General features: G+C 47.8%; 12 protein-coding genes. 6 read left to right on the top strand and 6 right to left on the bottom strand.

The genetic code is table 11. The annotated features are described in order from the left end of the window. Positions 1 to 41: 41 nt before the first annotated feature. The 5 genes from cmk to gyrA form a co-directional block, all read right to left on the bottom strand. Positions 42 to 734 carry a (d)CMP kinase gene (cmk, locus tag ACQ661_RS00220; protein WP_110074998.1) on the bottom strand — a complete coding sequence of 231 codons (693 nt, stop codon included), beginning with the start codon at positions 732 to 734 and terminating at the stop codon, positions 42 to 44. A gap of 59 nt (positions 735 to 793) precedes the next feature. Further along, a complete protein-coding gene (gene aroA / locus ACQ661_RS00215) occupies positions 794 to 2,185 on the bottom strand; it encodes a 3-phosphoshikimate 1-carboxyvinyltransferase (RefSeq protein WP_431667286.1) in 1,392 nt (463 codons plus the stop codon). A 24-nt stretch (positions 2,186 to 2,209) separates the two neighbouring features. Beyond that, positions 2,210 to 3,313, bottom strand: a complete 1,104-nt coding sequence (hisC, locus tag ACQ661_RS00210; RefSeq protein ID WP_431667285.1) for a histidinol-phosphate transaminase — start codon at positions 3,311 to 3,313, stop codon at positions 2,210 to 2,212. 129 nt (positions 3,314 to 3,442) lie between these two features. After that, entirely contained in the window at positions 3,443 to 4,525 is a 1,083-nt protein-coding gene (gene serC, locus ACQ661_RS00205) for a 3-phosphoserine/phosphohydroxythreonine transaminase (protein WP_431667284.1), read from the bottom strand. Between the two features lie 3 nt (positions 4,526 to 4,528). After that, a complete protein-coding gene (gene gyrA / locus ACQ661_RS00200) occupies positions 4,529 to 7,204 on the bottom strand; it encodes a DNA gyrase subunit A (RefSeq protein ID WP_153825528.1) in 2,676 nt (891 codons plus the stop codon). Between the two features lie 143 nt (positions 7,205 to 7,347). Here gyrA and ubiG point away from each other — a divergent pair, with 143 nt between their 5' ends. The 6 genes from ubiG to ACQ661_RS00170 all read left to right on the top strand — a co-directional run bounded on the left by ubiG (position 7,348) and on the right by ACQ661_RS00170 (position 13,395). Next, the gene (gene ubiG / locus ACQ661_RS00195; RefSeq protein WP_431667283.1) at positions 7,348 to 8,064 is read left to right on the top strand and encodes a bifunctional 2-polyprenyl-6-hydroxyphenol methylase/3-demethylubiquinol 3-O-methyltransferase UbiG; all 717 of its coding nucleotides are present in this window, start codon (positions 7,348 to 7,350) and stop codon (positions 8,062 to 8,064) included. A gap of 2 nt (positions 8,065 to 8,066) precedes the next feature. After that, positions 8,067 to 8,723: an HAD family hydrolase gene (locus ACQ661_RS00190; RefSeq protein ID WP_431667282.1), complete on the top strand. Its 657-nt coding sequence runs from the start codon at positions 8,067 to 8,069 to the stop codon at positions 8,721 to 8,723. 489 nt (positions 8,724 to 9,212) lie between these two features. Then, entirely contained in the window at positions 9,213 to 11,552 is a 2,340-nt protein-coding gene (gene nrdA, locus ACQ661_RS00185; RefSeq protein WP_431667281.1) for a class 1a ribonucleoside-diphosphate reductase subunit alpha, read from the top strand. A gap of 83 nt (positions 11,553 to 11,635) precedes the next feature. Further along, the gene (nrdB, locus tag ACQ661_RS00180) at positions 11,636 to 12,766 is read left to right on the top strand and encodes a class Ia ribonucleoside-diphosphate reductase subunit beta (protein ID WP_110074990.1); all 1,131 of its coding nucleotides are present in this window, start codon (positions 11,636 to 11,638) and stop codon (positions 12,764 to 12,766) included. A 6-nt stretch (positions 12,767 to 12,772) separates the two neighbouring features. Continuing rightward, positions 12,773 to 13,033, top strand: coding sequence for a class I ribonucleotide reductase maintenance protein YfaE (gene yfaE / locus ACQ661_RS00175; protein WP_110074989.1), 261 nt, complete (start codon positions 12,773 to 12,775; stop codon positions 13,031 to 13,033). A 98-nt stretch (positions 13,034 to 13,131) separates the two neighbouring features. Continuing rightward, positions 13,132 to 13,395: a GrxA family glutaredoxin gene (locus ACQ661_RS00170; RefSeq protein WP_110074988.1), complete on the top strand. Its 264-nt coding sequence runs from the start codon at positions 13,132 to 13,134 to the stop codon at positions 13,393 to 13,395. 27 nt (positions 13,396 to 13,422) lie between these two features. Here ACQ661_RS00170 and hrpA read toward each other — a convergent pair whose 3' ends face one another. Next, positions 13,423 to 17,160: an ATP-dependent RNA helicase HrpA gene (gene hrpA / locus ACQ661_RS00165; protein WP_431667280.1), complete on the bottom strand. Its 3,738-nt coding sequence runs from the start codon at positions 17,158 to 17,160 to the stop codon at positions 13,423 to 13,425. Between the last annotated feature and the right edge of the window lie 83 nt (positions 17,161 to 17,243).

The raw sequence follows: 17,243 nt of genomic DNA, 5'->3' as shown, positions 1-17,243 counted from the left end.
TCCTTGCTACAGACCGCTAAGTTAGCCAGCTACATGCTGACCTACTCAGAATGCGAGAGCTTGCTGTATGCAAACTCAAGAATGTTGTCCACCACCTCGTCAATGCTCAGATCCGTTGAATCTATCTGCAACGATCCTTCAGCGGCACGTAAAGGTGCAACCGAGCGATTGGTGTCGCGTGCATCACGCTCGCGAATTTCGGTGATTAATTGGTCGATTTTAGCAGTAAAACCTTTATCTAGCAATTGTTGGTAACGCCGTTGTGCACGTTCTTCTGGGCTGGCTGTTAAAAACACCTTTGCGGCAGCGTCGGTAAACACCACAGTTCCCATATCTCGACCATCAGCAACGAGGCCTGGCAGCTCTTTAAACGCCCGTTGACGGCGCAATAAAGCTTCACGTACCCGTGGCAACGCAGCAATTTTGGAAGCCATATTACCGACCTCTTCATTACGAATGGTCATGGTAACGTCTTCACCTTCTAAGATGATATGGGTTAAGTCTGGGTCTTCTTCTACGTCAAACTTAACGTCTAGCGCACCTGCTAGAGCCACTAAGCTTGCTTCATCATCGGCGGCGAACCCATGATGCAACGCAGCGAGAGCTAAAACGCGATAGATGGCGCCACTGTCAAGTAAATGCCAACCTAACTTATCAGCGAGAATACGGCTTACCGTACCTTTGCCGGCACCGCTTGGTCCATCGATGGTGATTACCGGAATCTGTTTGGTCATGCTATCCCCTACCCAATAAAAGCGCCGCAATTATACGGAATTGGCAGAAAATTGCACCTTTATTCGGTGAACTTACGATGAACCTTACTCGACGTTTGCGTTACCGCACAAAAATCTTCGAAATAACGCGGGTAGGTTTTGCGACAGCAATCAGGGTCAAGAATAGTCACGCCACTGGCACTGAAACCTAACAACGAAAAGCACATCGCCATCCGATGGTCATCGTAGGTGGCAATCTCAGCATGCTGCAATTGGGCCGGCGCGGTGATTTCAATGCCATCAGCATGCTCAACCACCTGTGCCCCCACTTTGCGAAGCTCGGTCGCCATAGCGTGCAGGCGATCGGTTTCTTTAATTCGCCAATTGGCGATATTGCGGATGTTTGTGGTGCCCTCGGCAAACAACGCCAAAGTGGCAAAAGTCATGGCGGCATCAGGGATGGCATTTAAATCAGCATCTAAAGCCTGTAACGGCTCGGATAACTGGCGGCTCACCCTGATTTGTTGCGGCTGGATATCAACCTCAGCGCCCATTTGCGCAAGGTAATCGGCAAAGGCTATATCGCCTTGAATGCTATCTGCACCCACCCCTTTAACCGTTAACGGACCACCGCTAATCGCCGCCGCCGCTAACCAGTACGAGGCCGCACTGGCATCCCCTTCTACCCAATACTGCTGAGGGCTTTGATAGCGTTGTCCGCCGGCAATGAAAAACTCATGGGCACTCACTTGGGCAATGGTGATACCAAAACGTCGTAACATAGCCAGAGTTAATTCAATGTAGGGCCAAGATACCACCTCGCCGGTCAGCTCTAACAGGGTGTCATCCGCCAACAACGGCAGCGCCATCAGTAGCGCCGAAATGTATTGGCTTGAGGCACTCCCGTCTACTTGCAGCGAGCCCCCACACAAACCAGCACCGAGTCGTAACGGCGGATAGCCTGGCTGTTGTAGAAACTTGATTGAAGCATGGCCGGCTTGCAAGGTATCGGTCAACGCCGCGAGCGGACGTTCATGCATGCGTGCATCGCCGGCTACCACCACAGCGGCAGTTGCGGGTAAGGTGGCAGCCAAGACTGCGGTCAACGGCCGTACCGCAGTACCTGCATTACCTAGGAACAACTCAAGGGTTGCCGTCGGGTTAGCTTGCCAATAAGGCCAATCACCACCGCAACCATGCACGGTAACCTGGCTGGGGTCGTTGGCGTTTAGCTCGATCCGCACGCCTAACGCAGTCAAAGCTTCGAGCATGCGTTCAGTGTCGTCGCTGCGCAGTAAATTCGTTACCTGAGTTACTGCCGGGGCAGCCCCAGAATGAGAACCAGAATTCGAATCTGAGTTACTACACAAGGCCGCCATTAGTAAGGCACGATTCGCGATACTTTTTGAACCGGGCAAAGTAACCTCGCCCGTACAAGAGCTTAATCCACGTAACGCTATCCTACCGCTCATAGCACCAATAACCCCACCAACTTATTACAGTAGCATGCTTTTTAGTGCATCAATAAACACTTGGTTTTCGTGTTCAAGGCCAATACTTACGCGTAAGTGGTTCGGTAATTCGTATCCAGCTACCGGCCGCACAATCACGCCTTTATGCAGTAACTGCTGATAAATATCGGCCGCATCAGCTCCAACTTCAATGGTCAAAAAGTTTCCGTAGGATGGAATGTAAACAAAGTTAAATTGTTCACAAAATTCAATCAGTTGTGCCATTCCCGCCTGGTTGACAGCAATAGATTGGGCTAAATAATCAGCATCATCTAAGACAACTTCAGCAGCCTTTAGGCTCAAGCTGTTCATGTTAAATGGCTGACGCACCCGATTCATTAAATCTGCGATATCCGCATGAGTCACCGCATAACCCGCACGTAAGCCGGCTAAGCCATAAGCTTTAGAAAAAGTACGGCTTACAATCAAATTAGGATAGCGCTGAACCCATTCAACCGAAGGCGCTCGTTCAGCTGCAGGCACGTATTCGTAGTAAGCTTCGTCTAACACCACCAACACCTGCGCAGGAACTTTAGCTAAGAAACTTTCCAGATCAGCCGTGGTTAAGAAAGTACCGGTTGGGTTATTTGGATTAGCGATAAAAATCATTCGTGTTTTATCGGTAATAGCTGCGGCCATAGCATCCAAATCGTGACCATAGTTTTTCGCTGGTACCGCAATACCCTTGGCACCAATAGCTTGAGTTACCAATGGATACACCACAAACGCATGCTGCGAAAACAGCACTTCATGATGTTCGTTAACAAAGGTACGCGCCAACAGTTCTAAGACATCGTTGGAGCCGTTACCCAAGGTGATTTGATTAATATTTACACCCAGTTTCTCGGCCAGTTTGCTCTTTAGATAAAAACCGTTGGCGTCAGGATAGCGAGCTAATCCGGCTAAGGTATCTTGCAAAGCTGCGGTAACCTGCTTGCTTAAGCCCAGTGGGTTTTCGTTCGAAGCGAGTTTCACGATATCTGTTAGCCCTAGTTCGCGCTCAAGCTCTTCAATGGGTTTACCTGCCTGGTATGGGCTTAAGTTACGTACGCCAACATTAGCGAGAGATTTTGCATCAAAGTTTGTCATGAGTTTCCTGGTTGTTCGTTATTGATTCTTCGTTATTCGTTATTCGTTGTTCGTTGTTCGTTGTCAGTAAAGGTTGCCCGCACCAATAGCTAATATCCAATAGCTAACAGCGCTCTTGCTTGCGCGACATCACACCTTACGTTCAAACTCAGCCATAAATTCCACCAACGCATCCACGCCGGCCATTGGCATCGCATTATAAATACTGGCGCGCATACCACCCACAAACCTATGCCCTTTTAGACCAACTAAACCAGCCGCTGCAGCCTGTTCTAAAAAGGCACTATCAAGCGAGTTATCAGCCAGCAAAAACGGAATATTCATGCGTGAACGATAATCTGGATGCACCGGATTTGAATAAAAGTCTGATTGATCAATGTAGTGGTAAAGCTTAGCCGCTTTAGCTCGGTTCAATTCACCTATCGCCGCCACCCCACCTTGGCGTTTTAACCATTGGAACACCAAGGCTGATAAATACCATGCAAAGGTGTTAGGAGTGTTGTACATCGAGCCTTCTTTGGCCTGCACGGTATAATCCATAATGGTGGAGGTATTGGTTTGCGCGTGACCTAACAAATCTTCACGCACAATACTAATCGCGAAACCAGAAGGACCTATATTCTTTTGTGCACCGGCATAGATAACGCCAAACTTACTCACGTCCAGCGGCTCAGAGAGAACATTCGACGACATATCAGCCACAATGGGAGCATTCACTTGCGGTATCTCATGCACCGCAATACCGTCCACTGTCTCATTCGGGCAATAATGAAAGTACGCTGCATGTTCAGATAACTGCCATGAGTCTGGATGACTTATTGCTTTACCTTGATCGGTTTGCACAGCCGCGCCGACAACATTGACATGGCGTACGTACTTTTGCGCTTCACGAATCGCAAAGTCAGACCAAATCCCGCAGTTTAGATAATCCACGGTCGCATCAGTAGCCGCAATATTTTGTGGGACAGCACTGAATTGACCGCGTCCACCACCATGCATAAACAGCACTTTATACTGGTCTGGAATAGCCATCAAATCGCGTAAATCTTGCTCAGCCTGTTCCGCCAAGCAGATAAACGCTGGGTCGCGGTGACTTATTTCCATCACCGAAATGCCTAAATCATTCCAGTTTAAAAACTCATCGCGCGCTTGTTGCATTACTTCTGCCGGCAACATTGCCGGCCCCGCAGAAAAATTAAACGGGGCGCTCATGGCTTATTCCTCACCTTCTACAACATCGGTTTCGTCATCCGCTTCGTCATCTAGCGGCTCGTCTATGTCGCCTTCAACAGGTTCATTCAACAATGGATCCAGTTCTTCGTCCTCGTCGATATCATCAACCCGTTGTAACCCAACTACTTTTTCATCATCACCGGTACGAATCAAGCGCACGCCTTGGGTGTTACGGCCAACCACTGAAACTTCACTGACGCGAGTCCGTACCAAGGTGCCTTTGTTACTAATGAGCATGATTTGATTACTATCAATCACTTCCATCGCACCGACGACTTGGCCGTTACGCTCACTCACCTTAATCGAAACCACACCTTTGGTAGCACGGCTCTTAGCTGGGTATTCGGTGATTGGCGTACGCTTACCGTAGCCATTCTCCGTCACGGTAAGCACCGATGGCATTTCTGCTTCACCGTCGTCTCCAACTTCGAGTTCGTCGCCAGTGCGCGGCACAATCAAGCTAACCACATGCTGCCCAGCTTCTAGACGAATACCGCGCACACCTGTAGCAGTGCGGCTTACCGAACGAACTTGATCTTCGCTAAAGCGAACTACTTTACCAGCGTTCGAGAACAGCATGATCTCATCACCAGCGGTAGTCACATCAACCCCAATCAACTCATCGCCTTCAACCAAGTTAAGCGCAATAATACCGCCTTTGCGTTGCCGCGAATATTCCACCATTGGGGTCTTCTTCACGGTACCGTTACGGGTGGCCATGATGATGAATTTATCTTCCGGATAATCGCGCGTTGGCAGAATCGCAGTGATCCTTTCATCCGCTTCTAACGGCAACAAGTTGACGATAGGACGGCCACGCGAAGTGCGGTTGGCCAGCGGTAATTGGTACACTTTCATCCAATAGATTTTACCGCGGGTTGAGAAGCATAGAATGGTGTCGTGCGTATTCGCCACCCACAAGCGCTCAATGAAATCTTCATCTTTCATCTTAGTTGCGGCTTTACCTTTGCCGCCGCGGCGCTGTGCTTCATATTCGGTAAGTGGCTGGTACTTCACGTAGCCATGGTGCGACAAAGTCACCACCACGTCTTCTTCATTAATCAAGTCTTCCATGCTGATATCGTGTGCTGCCGCCGTAATTTCCGTACGTCGCGCATCACCATAATCAGCTTTGATTTTCTCTAGCTCTTCACGAATCACTTCCATGAGCCGCTCTGGGCTATTCAAAATCAACAGTAATTCTTCAATAACCTGCAACAAGCCTTTGTATTCATCTAGGATTTTTTCATGCTCAAGACCCGTTAACTTGTGCAAACGTAAATCCAAGATAGCTTGTGCTTGCTCGTCAGTTAAATGGTACTCACCGTCACGAATACCGTATTTTTCATCCAGATGATCAGGCCGCGCTGCATCAACCCCAGCCCGTTCTAGCATCGCGGCAACATCGCCTAAACGCCAAGCGCGACTGGTTAAACCAGCCTTCGCATCGGCCGCTGTTTGTGACCGACGAATCAGCTCAATGATCTCATCGATGTTAGCTAGCGCAATGGCTAAGCCTTCTAAGATGTGGGCGCGCTCACGAGCTTTACGCAGCTCATACACAGAGCGGCGGGTAACTACTTCACGCCGGTGCAAAATAAAGCAATGCAGCATATCGCGTAAGTTAAACAGGCGCGGTTGGTTTTTATCCAACGCCACCATGTTAATACCAAACACCACTTGCATTTGCGTATTGGCGTACAGGTGGTTTAAGACCACCTCACCCACTTCACCGCGTTTTAATTCGATGACAATCCGCATCCCGTCTTTGTCAGATTCGTCGCGTAAAGCGCTAATCCCTTCCAGACGTTTTTCTTTAACTAATTCAGCGATCTTCTCAATCAGTTTAGCTTTGTTAACTTGATACGGGATTTCAGAAACAATGATGGTTTCACGGCCATTATCTTCCGTTTCAATCTCAGCTTTGGCGCGTAAATGAATACGACCACGGCCGGTACGATAGGCTTCAACAATGCCTGAGCGACCTGAAATGGATGCTGCAGTTGGAAAATCTGGGCCCGGAATGTAATCCATCAATTCATCAATGGTGATGTCTGGGTTTTCAATCATGGCCAAGCAGCCATTCACCACTTCTGTGAGGTTGTGCGGCGGAATATTGGTAGCCATACCAACCGCAATACCCGACGAACCATTCACTAATAAGTTAGGTACTCGGGTAGGTAAAACATCAGGAATTTGCTCTGTGCCGTCATAGTTTGGCACAAAGTTAACGGTTTCTTTATCTAGGTCAGAGAGCAACTCGCTGGCAATTTTTGCCATCCGAATTTCGGTGTAACGCATGGCTGCCGCCGAGTCACCGTCTACTGAACCAAAGTTACCTTGACCATCAACCAACATGTAACGCAACGAGAATGGCTGAGCCATCCGCACGATGGTGTCATACACAGCACTATCACCATGAGGGTGATATTTACCGATCACGTCACCAACAATACGCGCTGATTTTTTGTAAGGCTTGTTGTAGTCATTACGCAGTTCATTCATCGCAAACAGTACACGACGGTGAACTGGCTTGAGGCCGTCACGAACGTCCGGTAAAGCTCGACCGACAATTACACTCATGGCGTAATCTAAATACGAACTCTTCAACTCATCTTCAATGTTAACCGGAACGACTTCTCTGGCGAGATCACTCATAGTAGTTATATCCCTAAACGATCTGTCTTTTTATAGTTTTACAAGATAACGCCATTGTACCCGTACGGGCTTACTATCGCATCTTTTTTTATCCCTGTAGGTTGGGTACACTGTACCTACTTTTAAGCCGTAGCAGAAGCCCTATGACCACAAGTTCTAATGTTGATCCTGCAGAAATTGAAAAATTCAGTGCCATCGCCTCACGTTGGTGGGACCCCGCCGGAGAGTTTAAACCGCTGCATCAAATTAATCCGTTGCGCTTAGACTTTATCCAAGCTGCCTGTGATGGTGTGTTTGGTAGCCGTATTGTCGATATTGGTTGCGGTGGCGGCTTGTTGGCAGAAGGCCTAGCCCGTGCTGGTGCTCAGGTGACCGGCATTGATTTGGCTGAACAATCGTTGCAAGTAGCCAGATTACATGCCTTAGAAAGCCAGCTACAAATTGACTATCAATTTATCCCAGCCGAACAACTGGCCGCAAGTGAGCCAGCGCAGTTTGACGTGGTCACCTGTTTAGAAATGCTCGAACACGTGCCCAACCCGGCGGCGATAGTCCAAGCGGCAGCAGACTTGGTTAAGCCAGGTGGTAAGGTATTTTTCTCAACCTTGAACCGTAATCTAAAATCTTGGCTGCTTGGGATCGTTGCGGCAGAATATGTGCTGCAGTGGGTACCGAAAGGCACGCATCAGCACCAAAAGTTCATTCAACCGGCTGAATTATTGCGCATGACCGATGCTGCTGGATTGGTTGCGCAAAGCATGACTGGGCTCCATTACCTGCCGTGGCGCGGCTTTTACTTAGACCAGAACAATGTTGATGTAAATTACATCGTCTGTTTAACCAAACCGTTGAAGGACTAAGCATGTCACGTCCAGCTGCAATCCTGTTTGATTTAGATGGCACCCTGTTAGATACCGCCCCTGACTTAGGCGCAGCTTTAAACCGCGTCCTTAGGGCTGAGCAACGCCCCTTAGTGAGTGCTAGTGATTACACTCCGATTGCCTCTCATGGCTCCGCTGGGCTTTTACGCTTTGCCTACGGTGAAGCTGAATTTGAACAACGCAAAGACGAACTCAGACACAAGTTCTTAAGTTTTTATAGCGAAGCTATTGCTGAACAAACCCAGCTTTTTGCTGGGGTTAGCGAACTGCTAGCACAACTACAACAGCAACAGATACCGGTTGCGATTGTCACCAATAAACCAACGGCCTTAACCGTGCAACTGCTGCCTAGCTTTCCTGAATTAGCTGCAATCGAGGTGGTTGTCTGCGGCGATACCTTAGCGGTAGCGAAACCATCACCACAACCCCTACTGCACGCTACCCAAGTACTACAAGTAGTGGCGGACGATTGTTGGTACGTGGGCGATGCCGAGCGGGATATTCAAGCCGGTCGCGCTGCTGGCATGCGCACTATTGTGGCGAATTATGGCTACATCAGTGCCATCGAAACGCCAACCGCTTGGGGCGCCGACAGTTTCATCGAAACCCCCTTAGAGTTACTCGATTTATTAACTTAATTATGATCTCTTGGCCTAACTACGGGGCTTGCGCTGGTCTGGATTTTGGCCTTGATTCGGCACCAACAAAAAGTGCCAGCAGCGCTGCTTCGCAGTTTTCACCAAAAAAACCAACACAACATATAGACAGTCACACCACTGAAACGCCCATATGTAGATTTATCTAACCAAACCTCCGCTTTCTAATCGGTTTTCATTGAGCAACAAAACGTCAGCTAATGACGGTAAAAAAATTTCCAATATTTTTTTTCAGGGTGCTTGATTTTACTAAACCTCTATTGCACCGCAGGTTTTAGCGAAAGCCTACACTTCGGTTAGTCAAACCTTCCGGTTTTTGTAACGTAAACACACTTGATCAGTGTGCGATAAGTGCTAGGATAACCCCATTCATTCATCCCAAGATATTGTGTAAAAAACCGTCGTGCGGTCGCAACACGCACTATATCTTGTGGCTAGACAAAACAACCATAACAACGATGGATGCGCCTCATGAACCAAAAGCTTTTCGTAACTAAACGTAGCGGTGAACGCGAACCTTTAAACCTAGACAAAATTCACCGTGTGATTAGTTGGGCAGCCGAAGGCTTGAACAACGTTTCGGTATCACAAGTTGAAATTAAATCGCATATCCAATTTTATGACGGTATTAAGACTGAAGATATTCACGAGACCATCATCAAAGCTGCCGCTGACCTTATCTCTGAAGAAGCACCTGATTATCAGTATTTAGCAGCGCGCTTAGCAGTTTTCCATCTGCGTAAATTAGCTTATAACCAATTTGAGCCGCCCCATTTGTATGATCAAGTCACTAAAATGGTTGCTGCGGGTCGTTACGATAAACATTTGTTGACTGACTACACGCGCGAAGAATTCGAGCAAATGAACGATTTTATCGATCACGCCCGCGACTTGAACTTTTCCTACGCAGCGGTGAAGCAATTAGAAGGCAAATACTTGGTGCAAAACCGGGTTACCGGTGAGCTCTATGAAAGTGCGCAATTTTTGTATGTCTTAGTTGCTGCCTGTTTGTTTGCTAACTATCCGAAAGAAACTCGGATGAGCTATGTGCAGCGTTTTTACGATGCCACGTCATTGTTTAAGATCTCCTTGCCAACCCCTATCATGTCAGGCGTTCGTACACCTACGCGCCAGTTTAGCTCGTGCGTATTGATTGAAACAGGCGACAGCTTAGATTCAATTAACGCCACTGCAAGTGCGATTGTTAAGTACGTTTCTCAACGCGCTGGGATTGGCATCAACGCTGGCCGTATCCGTGCGCTTGGTAGTGCCATTCGTGGTGGCGAAGCTTTCCACACCGGCTGTATTCCATTTTATAAGTACTTCCAGACCGCAGTTAAAAGCTGTTCTCAGGGCGGTGTTCGTGGCGGTGCCGCTACCCTGTTCTATCCGCTTTGGCACCTAGAAGTAGAAAGCTTGCTGGTTCTTAAAAACAACCGCGGCGTTGAAGAGAACCGTGTGCGCCACTTAGATTATGGCGTGCAATTCAACCGTGTTATGTATCAGCGCTTAATCAAAGACGACTACATCACTTTGTTTAGCCCGTCTGATGTCCCTGGTTTGTACGATGCTTTCTTTGCTAATCAAGAAGAATTTGAACGCCTCTATCTGCAATACGAAGCCGACGATAGCATTCGCAAAAAGCGTATCAAAGCCATTGAACTCTTTAGTTTATTCATGCAAGAACGTGCTAGTACAGGTCGCATTTACCTGCAAAACGTGGACCATTGCAACACTCACAGTCCGTTTGACCCGGCGGTTGCACCTATTCGACAAAGTAACCTGTGTTTAGAAATCGCGCTGCCAACCAAGCCTTTGCGCCACGTGAATGATGAAGAAGGTGAAATCGCTTTATGTACGCTGTCGGCCTTTAACTTAGGTGCGATTAAATCATTAGATGAACTTGATGAAATGGCTGATTTAGCCGTGCGTGCGCTTGATAGCTTACTCGATTATCAAGAATACCCTGTACCAGCTGCTCACAACGCAACCATGGGCCGTCGTACGTTGGGCATTGGGGTAATTAACTACGCTTATTATTTAGCTAAAAACGGTGTTCGTTATTCGGATGGTTCAGCGAACGCGTTAACTCATCGCACTTTTGAGGCTATTCAATACTACTTGATGAAGGCATCCATGAACTTAGCGAAAGAGCTTGGTGCTTGTCCTAAGTTTAATGAAACCACCTATGCCAAAGGTGTGATGCCAATCGATACTTACAAGAAAGATCTGGATAGCGTTTGCCAAGAGCCATTGCATCTTGATTGGGACCAGCTACGTCGTGATGTACAACAATACGGTATGCGTAACTCTACCCTGTCTGCCTTAATGCCATCAGAAACCTCGTCGCAGATTTCTAATGCAACCAACGGTATTGAACCACCGCGCGGACATATCAGTATTAAAGCATCAAAAGACGGTATTACGAAACAAGTCGTGCCTGAATACGAAACGTTGAAAGACGCGTATGAGCTGTTGTGGAGCATCCCTAGTAACAAGGGTTACTTAGAATTAGTTGGCATTATGCAGAAATTCGTCGACCAAACCATTTCCGCTAACACCAACTACGACCCAGCCAAGTTTGAAGCAGGCAAAGTGCCGATGAAGCAACTGCTACAAGACTTGCTGTATGCCTATAAGTTAGGCGTAAAAACGCTTTATTATCACAACACGCGTGACGGTGCTTCAGATAACCAAGTAGATTTGCGTGACAAAGTAGAAGCCAAAACTCGTGAAGAAGAGAACCAACAAGCAACTGTCGCCATTATTGAAGAAGACGATGATTGTGCCGGTGGTGCCTGTAAGATCTAGTTCTGCGGCTTAATAACAACAAGTTGCACTCGCTGAGCAGTACCGCTGCTCAGCTGATGATGCTAAAAAAGGTGTGCTAAGGTATGAGTTATTCAACATTTAATCAGAACCAAGTTAACCCTCTGTTAGAGCCAATGTTTTTTGGTAATTCAGTCAACGTTGCGCGCTATGACCAACAAAAACACAGCATTTTTGAAAAACTGATTGAGAAACAAATTAGCTTTTTTTGGCGCCCAGAAGAAGTTGATGTCAGCCGCGACCGCGTTGATTTTCAAGCGTTAACTGATAGCGAAAAGCATATTTTTATCTCTAACTTAAAGTATCAAACCTTGTTAGATTCAGTACAAGGACGCAGCCCTAACATTGCATTGCTGCCGATTGTATCGATTCCTGAATTAGAAACTTGGATTGAAACTTGGTCGTTTTTTGAAACCATTCACTCACGTTCGTACACGCATATTTTACGGAATTTATTTACTGACCCGAGTGAAGTTTTTGAAGATATCGTGATTAATGAAGAAATTCAGAAACGCGCCACCGATATTTCTCGCTATTACGACGATTTGATCTTCTATACGCAGCTTTGGCAAACCCATGGCGAAGGCGAATGGGAAGTTGACGGTGAGAAGCATCTGGTTAGCATGCGTGAGCTCAAGAAAAAGCTATTCTTGTGCATCAACTCAGTGAATGCGCTAGAGGCAGTTCGTTTTTATGTGAGCTTCGCTTGTACCTTCGCCTTTGCTGAACGTGATCTGATGGAAGGTAACTCAAAAATCATCCGTCTTATCGCCCGTGATGAGAACTTGCATTTGGTCTCTACTCAGCAAATTCTTAATCTATGGCAATACGGTCAAGATGACCCGGAAATGAAAGAAATTGCCGAAGAGTTACGCGACGAAGCACTGAACATCTTTATGAAGGCCGTTGAACAAGAAAAGCAATGGGCCCACTATTTGTTCAGACATGGCTCTATGATTGGCCTAAACGAAGAAATGCTCTGCCAGTATGTGGAGTACATCGCCAACATGCGGATGGAAGCCATTGGTTTTGATGCGCCCTTTAAACAGCGTAGTAACCCACTACCTTGGATGAATAAATATCTGGTATCAGATAACGTTCAAGTAGCCCCTCAAGAAGCTGAAATCACTTCTTATTTGGTTGGGCAAATTGACAGTAACGTAAGTGCTTCTGACCTTGGAGACTTTGAACTCTAAATCATCATGAGCACCGCGTATAAAGTCATCGTCAATGGTCAGCAGCAGCTGACCGTTGACAGCTCACAGGGTACCCTCTTAGAAGCTATGGAAGCGGCTGGATTAGAGCCCCACTATCACTGTCGCAATGGTTTTTGCGGCGCCTGTCGAGTGCAACTAGTACAAGGCGATATCACCTACATCAACGAGCCACTGGCTTTCGTGCGACCCGGCGATTGCTTGCCTTGTTGCTGCGTTGCAGCCTCGGATCTTGAAATTAATCAATAATCGCTGGGTTCGATAGCCACTATCCACAAAACTCATTGGCAAGCCGCCGCTATTTGTAGGAAAATACGGGCAATATCACATTTTTTAAGGAGTCTGAGATGTTTACTGTTATTTTTGGTCGCCCTGGCTGCCCATTCTGCGTTCGTGCAGTACAAATCGCTGAAAAACTGACCGCTGACCGCGATGATTTTGAATTTCGCTACGTCGACATGCACGCTGAAGGTATCTCAAAAGCAGATTTAGAGAAAACCGTCGGCGCACCCGTCTTAACCGTACCGCAGATTTTTGTGGACGAAAAACACATCGGTGGATGCACTGAATTTGAAGCTTATGCCCGCGCCAATTTAGGTTTATACGCCTAACTTAGTTAAGCACTACTGCAGCAGCATTTAAGCTGCTGCAGCAAGCGCTTGGCGAATTCTCTTTTCTGAGATCGGGTATTGGGTACCCAACGTCTGCGCAAAAAAACTTACCCGCAGCTCTTCTATCATCCATCTGATTTCAAGCACATCTGACGGTATCAACTGCTGTTTGTTTTGTTTCGCCAACAAGCTTTGATAGGCTTGCGACAAGTCCGTGAGGACCAAGGTGTGTAAACGATCTTTGTTCGGATCCACCGGCAGCTTATCTAAGCGTCGCTCGATTGCTTTCAAATAGCGTTGAATATCATCCAAACGCTGCGCTCCAGCGTTACTGACAAAACCTGGGCCCACCAAGGCATCCAACTGTTGAGCTATATCGCCGTGGGCTTGAATTTGCTCTAAGCTAACCTTGCCTTTCATCCGTTTACGAATGCTGTGGCTAAGCAGCAGACAAGGCTCCAATTGTTTCGCTATCTCACTCACCCGCTCGTTTAAATGTGCTCTAGCAGTATCATACAAGGCTTGAAAAGCCGCTGGGTCACGGGCTGGATTTGCCTCAATAAACTCATCCAGCGCCGCCCTAATACAATCAGCGATAAGTTCTTCAACATTGCCCCATGGATTGTAATAAAGCGCTAATTTCGCTTTATTAGAAAGCGTTTGCTGCAAATGCCGAATAGGTGACGGTAGTTGCAGCAACAACAGCTGCCGCAATCCTTGCCAATGCGCATGTTCGGCTTTCGCTAGGCTATCGAAGAGTTCTTCACGCACTCCTTCGGCCTCAGCCACTAACGCCGGAAAGGCTTTAATCGCATAACCTTGTTGTTGCTGCTCGAGCATGTCGGGGAGCGTACCAAACTGCCAACTGGTTGCCGCTTGCGGTGCCTGCTTACTGGCTACTGCCTGAGCGAGGGCCTCTTTCACGTCACCTTGTAGCCGCTGTTGCAACTGGTGTAAATCTCGCCCTTGTTGCAGTACCTTGCCCTGCTCATCCACTACCGCAAAGTTCATCTGTAAATGTGGTGGAATAGCATCTGCGCCACCATGATACCAAGCATCATCAGGGATAGTGACACCCGTCATACGCCGTAATTTGGCAGATAAGGCCGTAAGCAAAGGCTCTTTCGCTATCGTTGCCGCTGGGGTATCAGCTAAAAACGCTTGGGCGTAGTTAGGTGCCGGCACAAAGTTTCGACGGAGTTGTTTGGGCAGGCTCTTGATCAAGGCTACCACTAGATCATGCCGCAGAGCTGGTATTTGCCAATCAAACCCTTGCGGCGTCACTTGGTTTAGCAGTGCTAGCGGGATCTGCACCGTCACCCCATCATCTTCACTGCCTGGAGCAAAATGATAATGCAAGGGTAAGGTCAGTTGGCCCTGCTGCCAAACATCTGGATAATCATCAGGGGTGACATGTTCCGCATCTTGGGCCATCAGATCAGCGCGTACAAAATACAGAAGTTGGGGATTCTGCTTAACAGCTTTATGCCACCACCCGGCTAATAACTGCTCGTTGTAAATACCCGCGGGAATATGCTCATCATAGGCCTGAAACAGAGCTTCATCATCCACCAGGATATCGCGCCGACGCGATTTGTCTTCGAGCCCTTTAACACTCTCGATAAGTGCAAGATTGTGCTTAATGAAAGGCAGTTGCCGTTTAAGCTGCCCTTGCACCAGTGCCTCACGAATAAAGATCTCGCGCGCTTCAATAGGTTTTACCGGGCCATACTGCACTTTACGCCGTGGCACGATAATCAAGCCATAGAGCGTCACTTGCTCGTCTGCTAACACCGAGCCCTGTTTTTTCGAAAAATGGGGTTCAAAATAGCTGTATTTAACCAGGTGTTTCGCCAGTGGCTCAACCCATTCGGGTTCAATCCGAGCATTGATGCGGGCAAACAAACGGCTAGTTTCTACAAGCTCGGCGGCCATCAGCCACTTAGGCGACTTTTTAAACAAGCCAGAGCCCGGGAACACAAAAAACTTGCGTTGCCGCGCACCCATGTATTCATGGCCTTCTTGCTTGTTTCCTAGATGCGACAGCATGCCGGTTAAGAGCGCTTGGTGGATGGCCTCATAGCTGGCGGGTTCTTGATTAATCCGAAAGCCCATACCTCGCACACTTTGGCGCAGCTGAGTGTAGACATCTTGCCATTCACGTACCCGCAGAAAATGAATAAACTCTTCTTTCAGACGCTTGCGTAGTTGGCCTCTAGAAAGCTCTTGTTGTAGACCCTCAAGGTATTGCCACAACAGCAAGAAGCTCACAAAATCAGAGTCTTTATGGTGAAACCTTTGATGCAGTTGGTCTGCTTTTTGCGCCCCCTGTTGTGGACGCTCACGCGGATCTTGAATACTCAGTGCGGCGGCAATAATTAACACTTCCTGCATACAGCCAAATTCATTTGCAGCTATCACCATCCGCCCCAACCGCGGATCAATCGGCAACTGGGCGATTTGTCGCCCAATCTCGGTTAATCTTGGGCCTTGATACCCGCGCCGCTTGTTGCTTTTGCCGGATCGCCCACCCGTGCTTTCTAAAGCATGCAGCTCTTCTAATAAATTCAGGCCATCTTTAATAAACCGCTCATCGGGCCTTTCTACGAATGGAAAACGACGAATATCGCCAAGTTTTGCCGCCGTCATTTGCAGAATAACCGCAGCTAGATTGGTGCGTAAGATTTCCGGATCTGTGTATTCAGGCCGAGCTAAAAAATCAGCTTCATCATAGAGCCGGATACAAATCCCCGGTGCGACCCGGCCACAACGCCCCATCCGTTGATTCGCTGAAGCTTGTGAAATTTTCTCAATCGGCAAGCGTTGCACTTTGCTGCGGTAACTGTAACGACTGATACGAGCCGTACCTGGGTCTATCACATAACGAATGCCGGGCACCGTCAGTGAGGTTTCAGCGACGTTGGTAGCGATCACAATACGACGTTGGCTATGCGGCTGAAAAATCCGTTGTTGCTCAGCAGCAGATAGCCGTGCAAACAGCGGTAAAAGCTCAGTATTAGGTAACTGCAAATCACCAATAGCTTCAGCAAAATCACGTATTTCACGCTCACCACTGGCAAAAATCAAAATATCACCGGGGGCTTCACGGCTTAGCTCTAATACCCCATCACACACGCCTTGCACTACATCAGCGCTGTCTTGGTTATCATCATCGGCATTGCTTAACGGCCGATAACGCACCTCAACCGGATAAGTACGCCCGGTAACGGTAATGATCGGGGCCTGATTAAAATGTTTGGCAAAGCGTTCCGTCTCAATGGTAGCTGAGGTAATCACCAGTTTTAACTCTGGTCGCTTAGGCAAAATGGTCGCTAAGGCGCCTAACAGAAAGTCGATATTCAGACTGCGTTCATGGGCTTCATCGATGATGATGGCATCGTATTGCCGCAACATGCGATCATTCTGCAGTTCAGCCAGCAACATCCCATCCGTGAGCAATTTTATTTCGGTAGTGGGTGCCGTTTGATCATGAAAACGTACCTTATAACCAACCCGGTTACCCAACTCAGTTTCTAATTCTTGTGCGATACGTTGGGCAACACTGCGGGCAGCTAAACGCCGCGGCTGAGTGTGGGCAATCATTTTACCGTAGCCCATTTCTAGCAGCATTTTAGGTAACTGTGTGGTTTTACCTGAACCGGTCTCGCCCGCGACAATCACCACTTGGTGTTTGGCAATGGCCGTTTGAATCTCGGCCTTGGCCTGCACCACAGGGAGTTCAGCTGGAAATTGAATGGTTTGCACAAAAATCCTGCATTAGCACTTAGATTTAAAAGGGCTGCTAGTTTAGCAGCCCTCTGTAAGCTTGTTAACCCGCACCAACAGCC

Origin of the sequence: Pseudidiomarina sp. WS423, from assembly GCF_050750165.1 — a bacterium.
Classification (GTDB): Bacteria; Pseudomonadota; Gammaproteobacteria; order Enterobacterales; family Alteromonadaceae; genus Pseudidiomarina; species Pseudidiomarina fusca.
The sequence above is the reverse complement of the archived record's forward strand: the minus strand, read 5'-3'. Positions and strand labels throughout refer to the sequence as shown.

Excerpts from the sequence above, each read along its gene's own strand:
- ubiG (WP_431667283.1), top strand. The coding sequence starts at position 7,348 with ATGACCACAAGTTCTAATGTTGATCCTGCAGAAATTGAAAAATTCAGT.
- nrdA (WP_431667281.1), top strand. The coding sequence starts at position 9,213 with ATGAACCAAAAGCTTTTCGTAACTAAACGTAGCGGTGAACGCGAACCT.
- yfaE (WP_110074989.1), top strand. The coding sequence starts at position 12,773 with ATGAGCACCGCGTATAAAGTCATCGTCAATGGTCAGCAGCAGCTGACC.
- ACQ661_RS00170 (WP_110074988.1), top strand. The coding sequence starts at position 13,132 with ATGTTTACTGTTATTTTTGGTCGCCCTGGCTGCCCATTCTGCGTTCGT.
- gyrA (WP_153825528.1), bottom strand. The coding sequence starts at position 7,204 with ATGAGTGATCTCGCCAGAGAAGTCGTTCCGGTTAACATTGAAGATGAG.
- aroA (WP_431667286.1), bottom strand. The coding sequence starts at position 2,185 with ATGAGCGGTAGGATAGCGTTACGTGGATTAAGCTCTTGTACGGGCGAG.
- hisC (WP_431667285.1), bottom strand. The coding sequence starts at position 3,313 with ATGACAAACTTTGATGCAAAATCTCTCGCTAATGTTGGCGTACGTAAC.
- ACQ661_RS00190 (WP_431667282.1), top strand. The coding sequence starts at position 8,067 with ATGTCACGTCCAGCTGCAATCCTGTTTGATTTAGATGGCACCCTGTTA.
- nrdB (WP_110074990.1), top strand. The coding sequence starts at position 11,636 with ATGAGTTATTCAACATTTAATCAGAACCAAGTTAACCCTCTGTTAGAG.
- cmk (WP_110074998.1), bottom strand. The coding sequence starts at position 734 with ATGACCAAACAGATTCCGGTAATCACCATCGATGGACCAAGCGGTGCC.
- serC (WP_431667284.1), bottom strand. The coding sequence starts at position 4,525 with ATGAGCGCCCCGTTTAATTTTTCTGCGGGGCCGGCAATGTTGCCGGCA.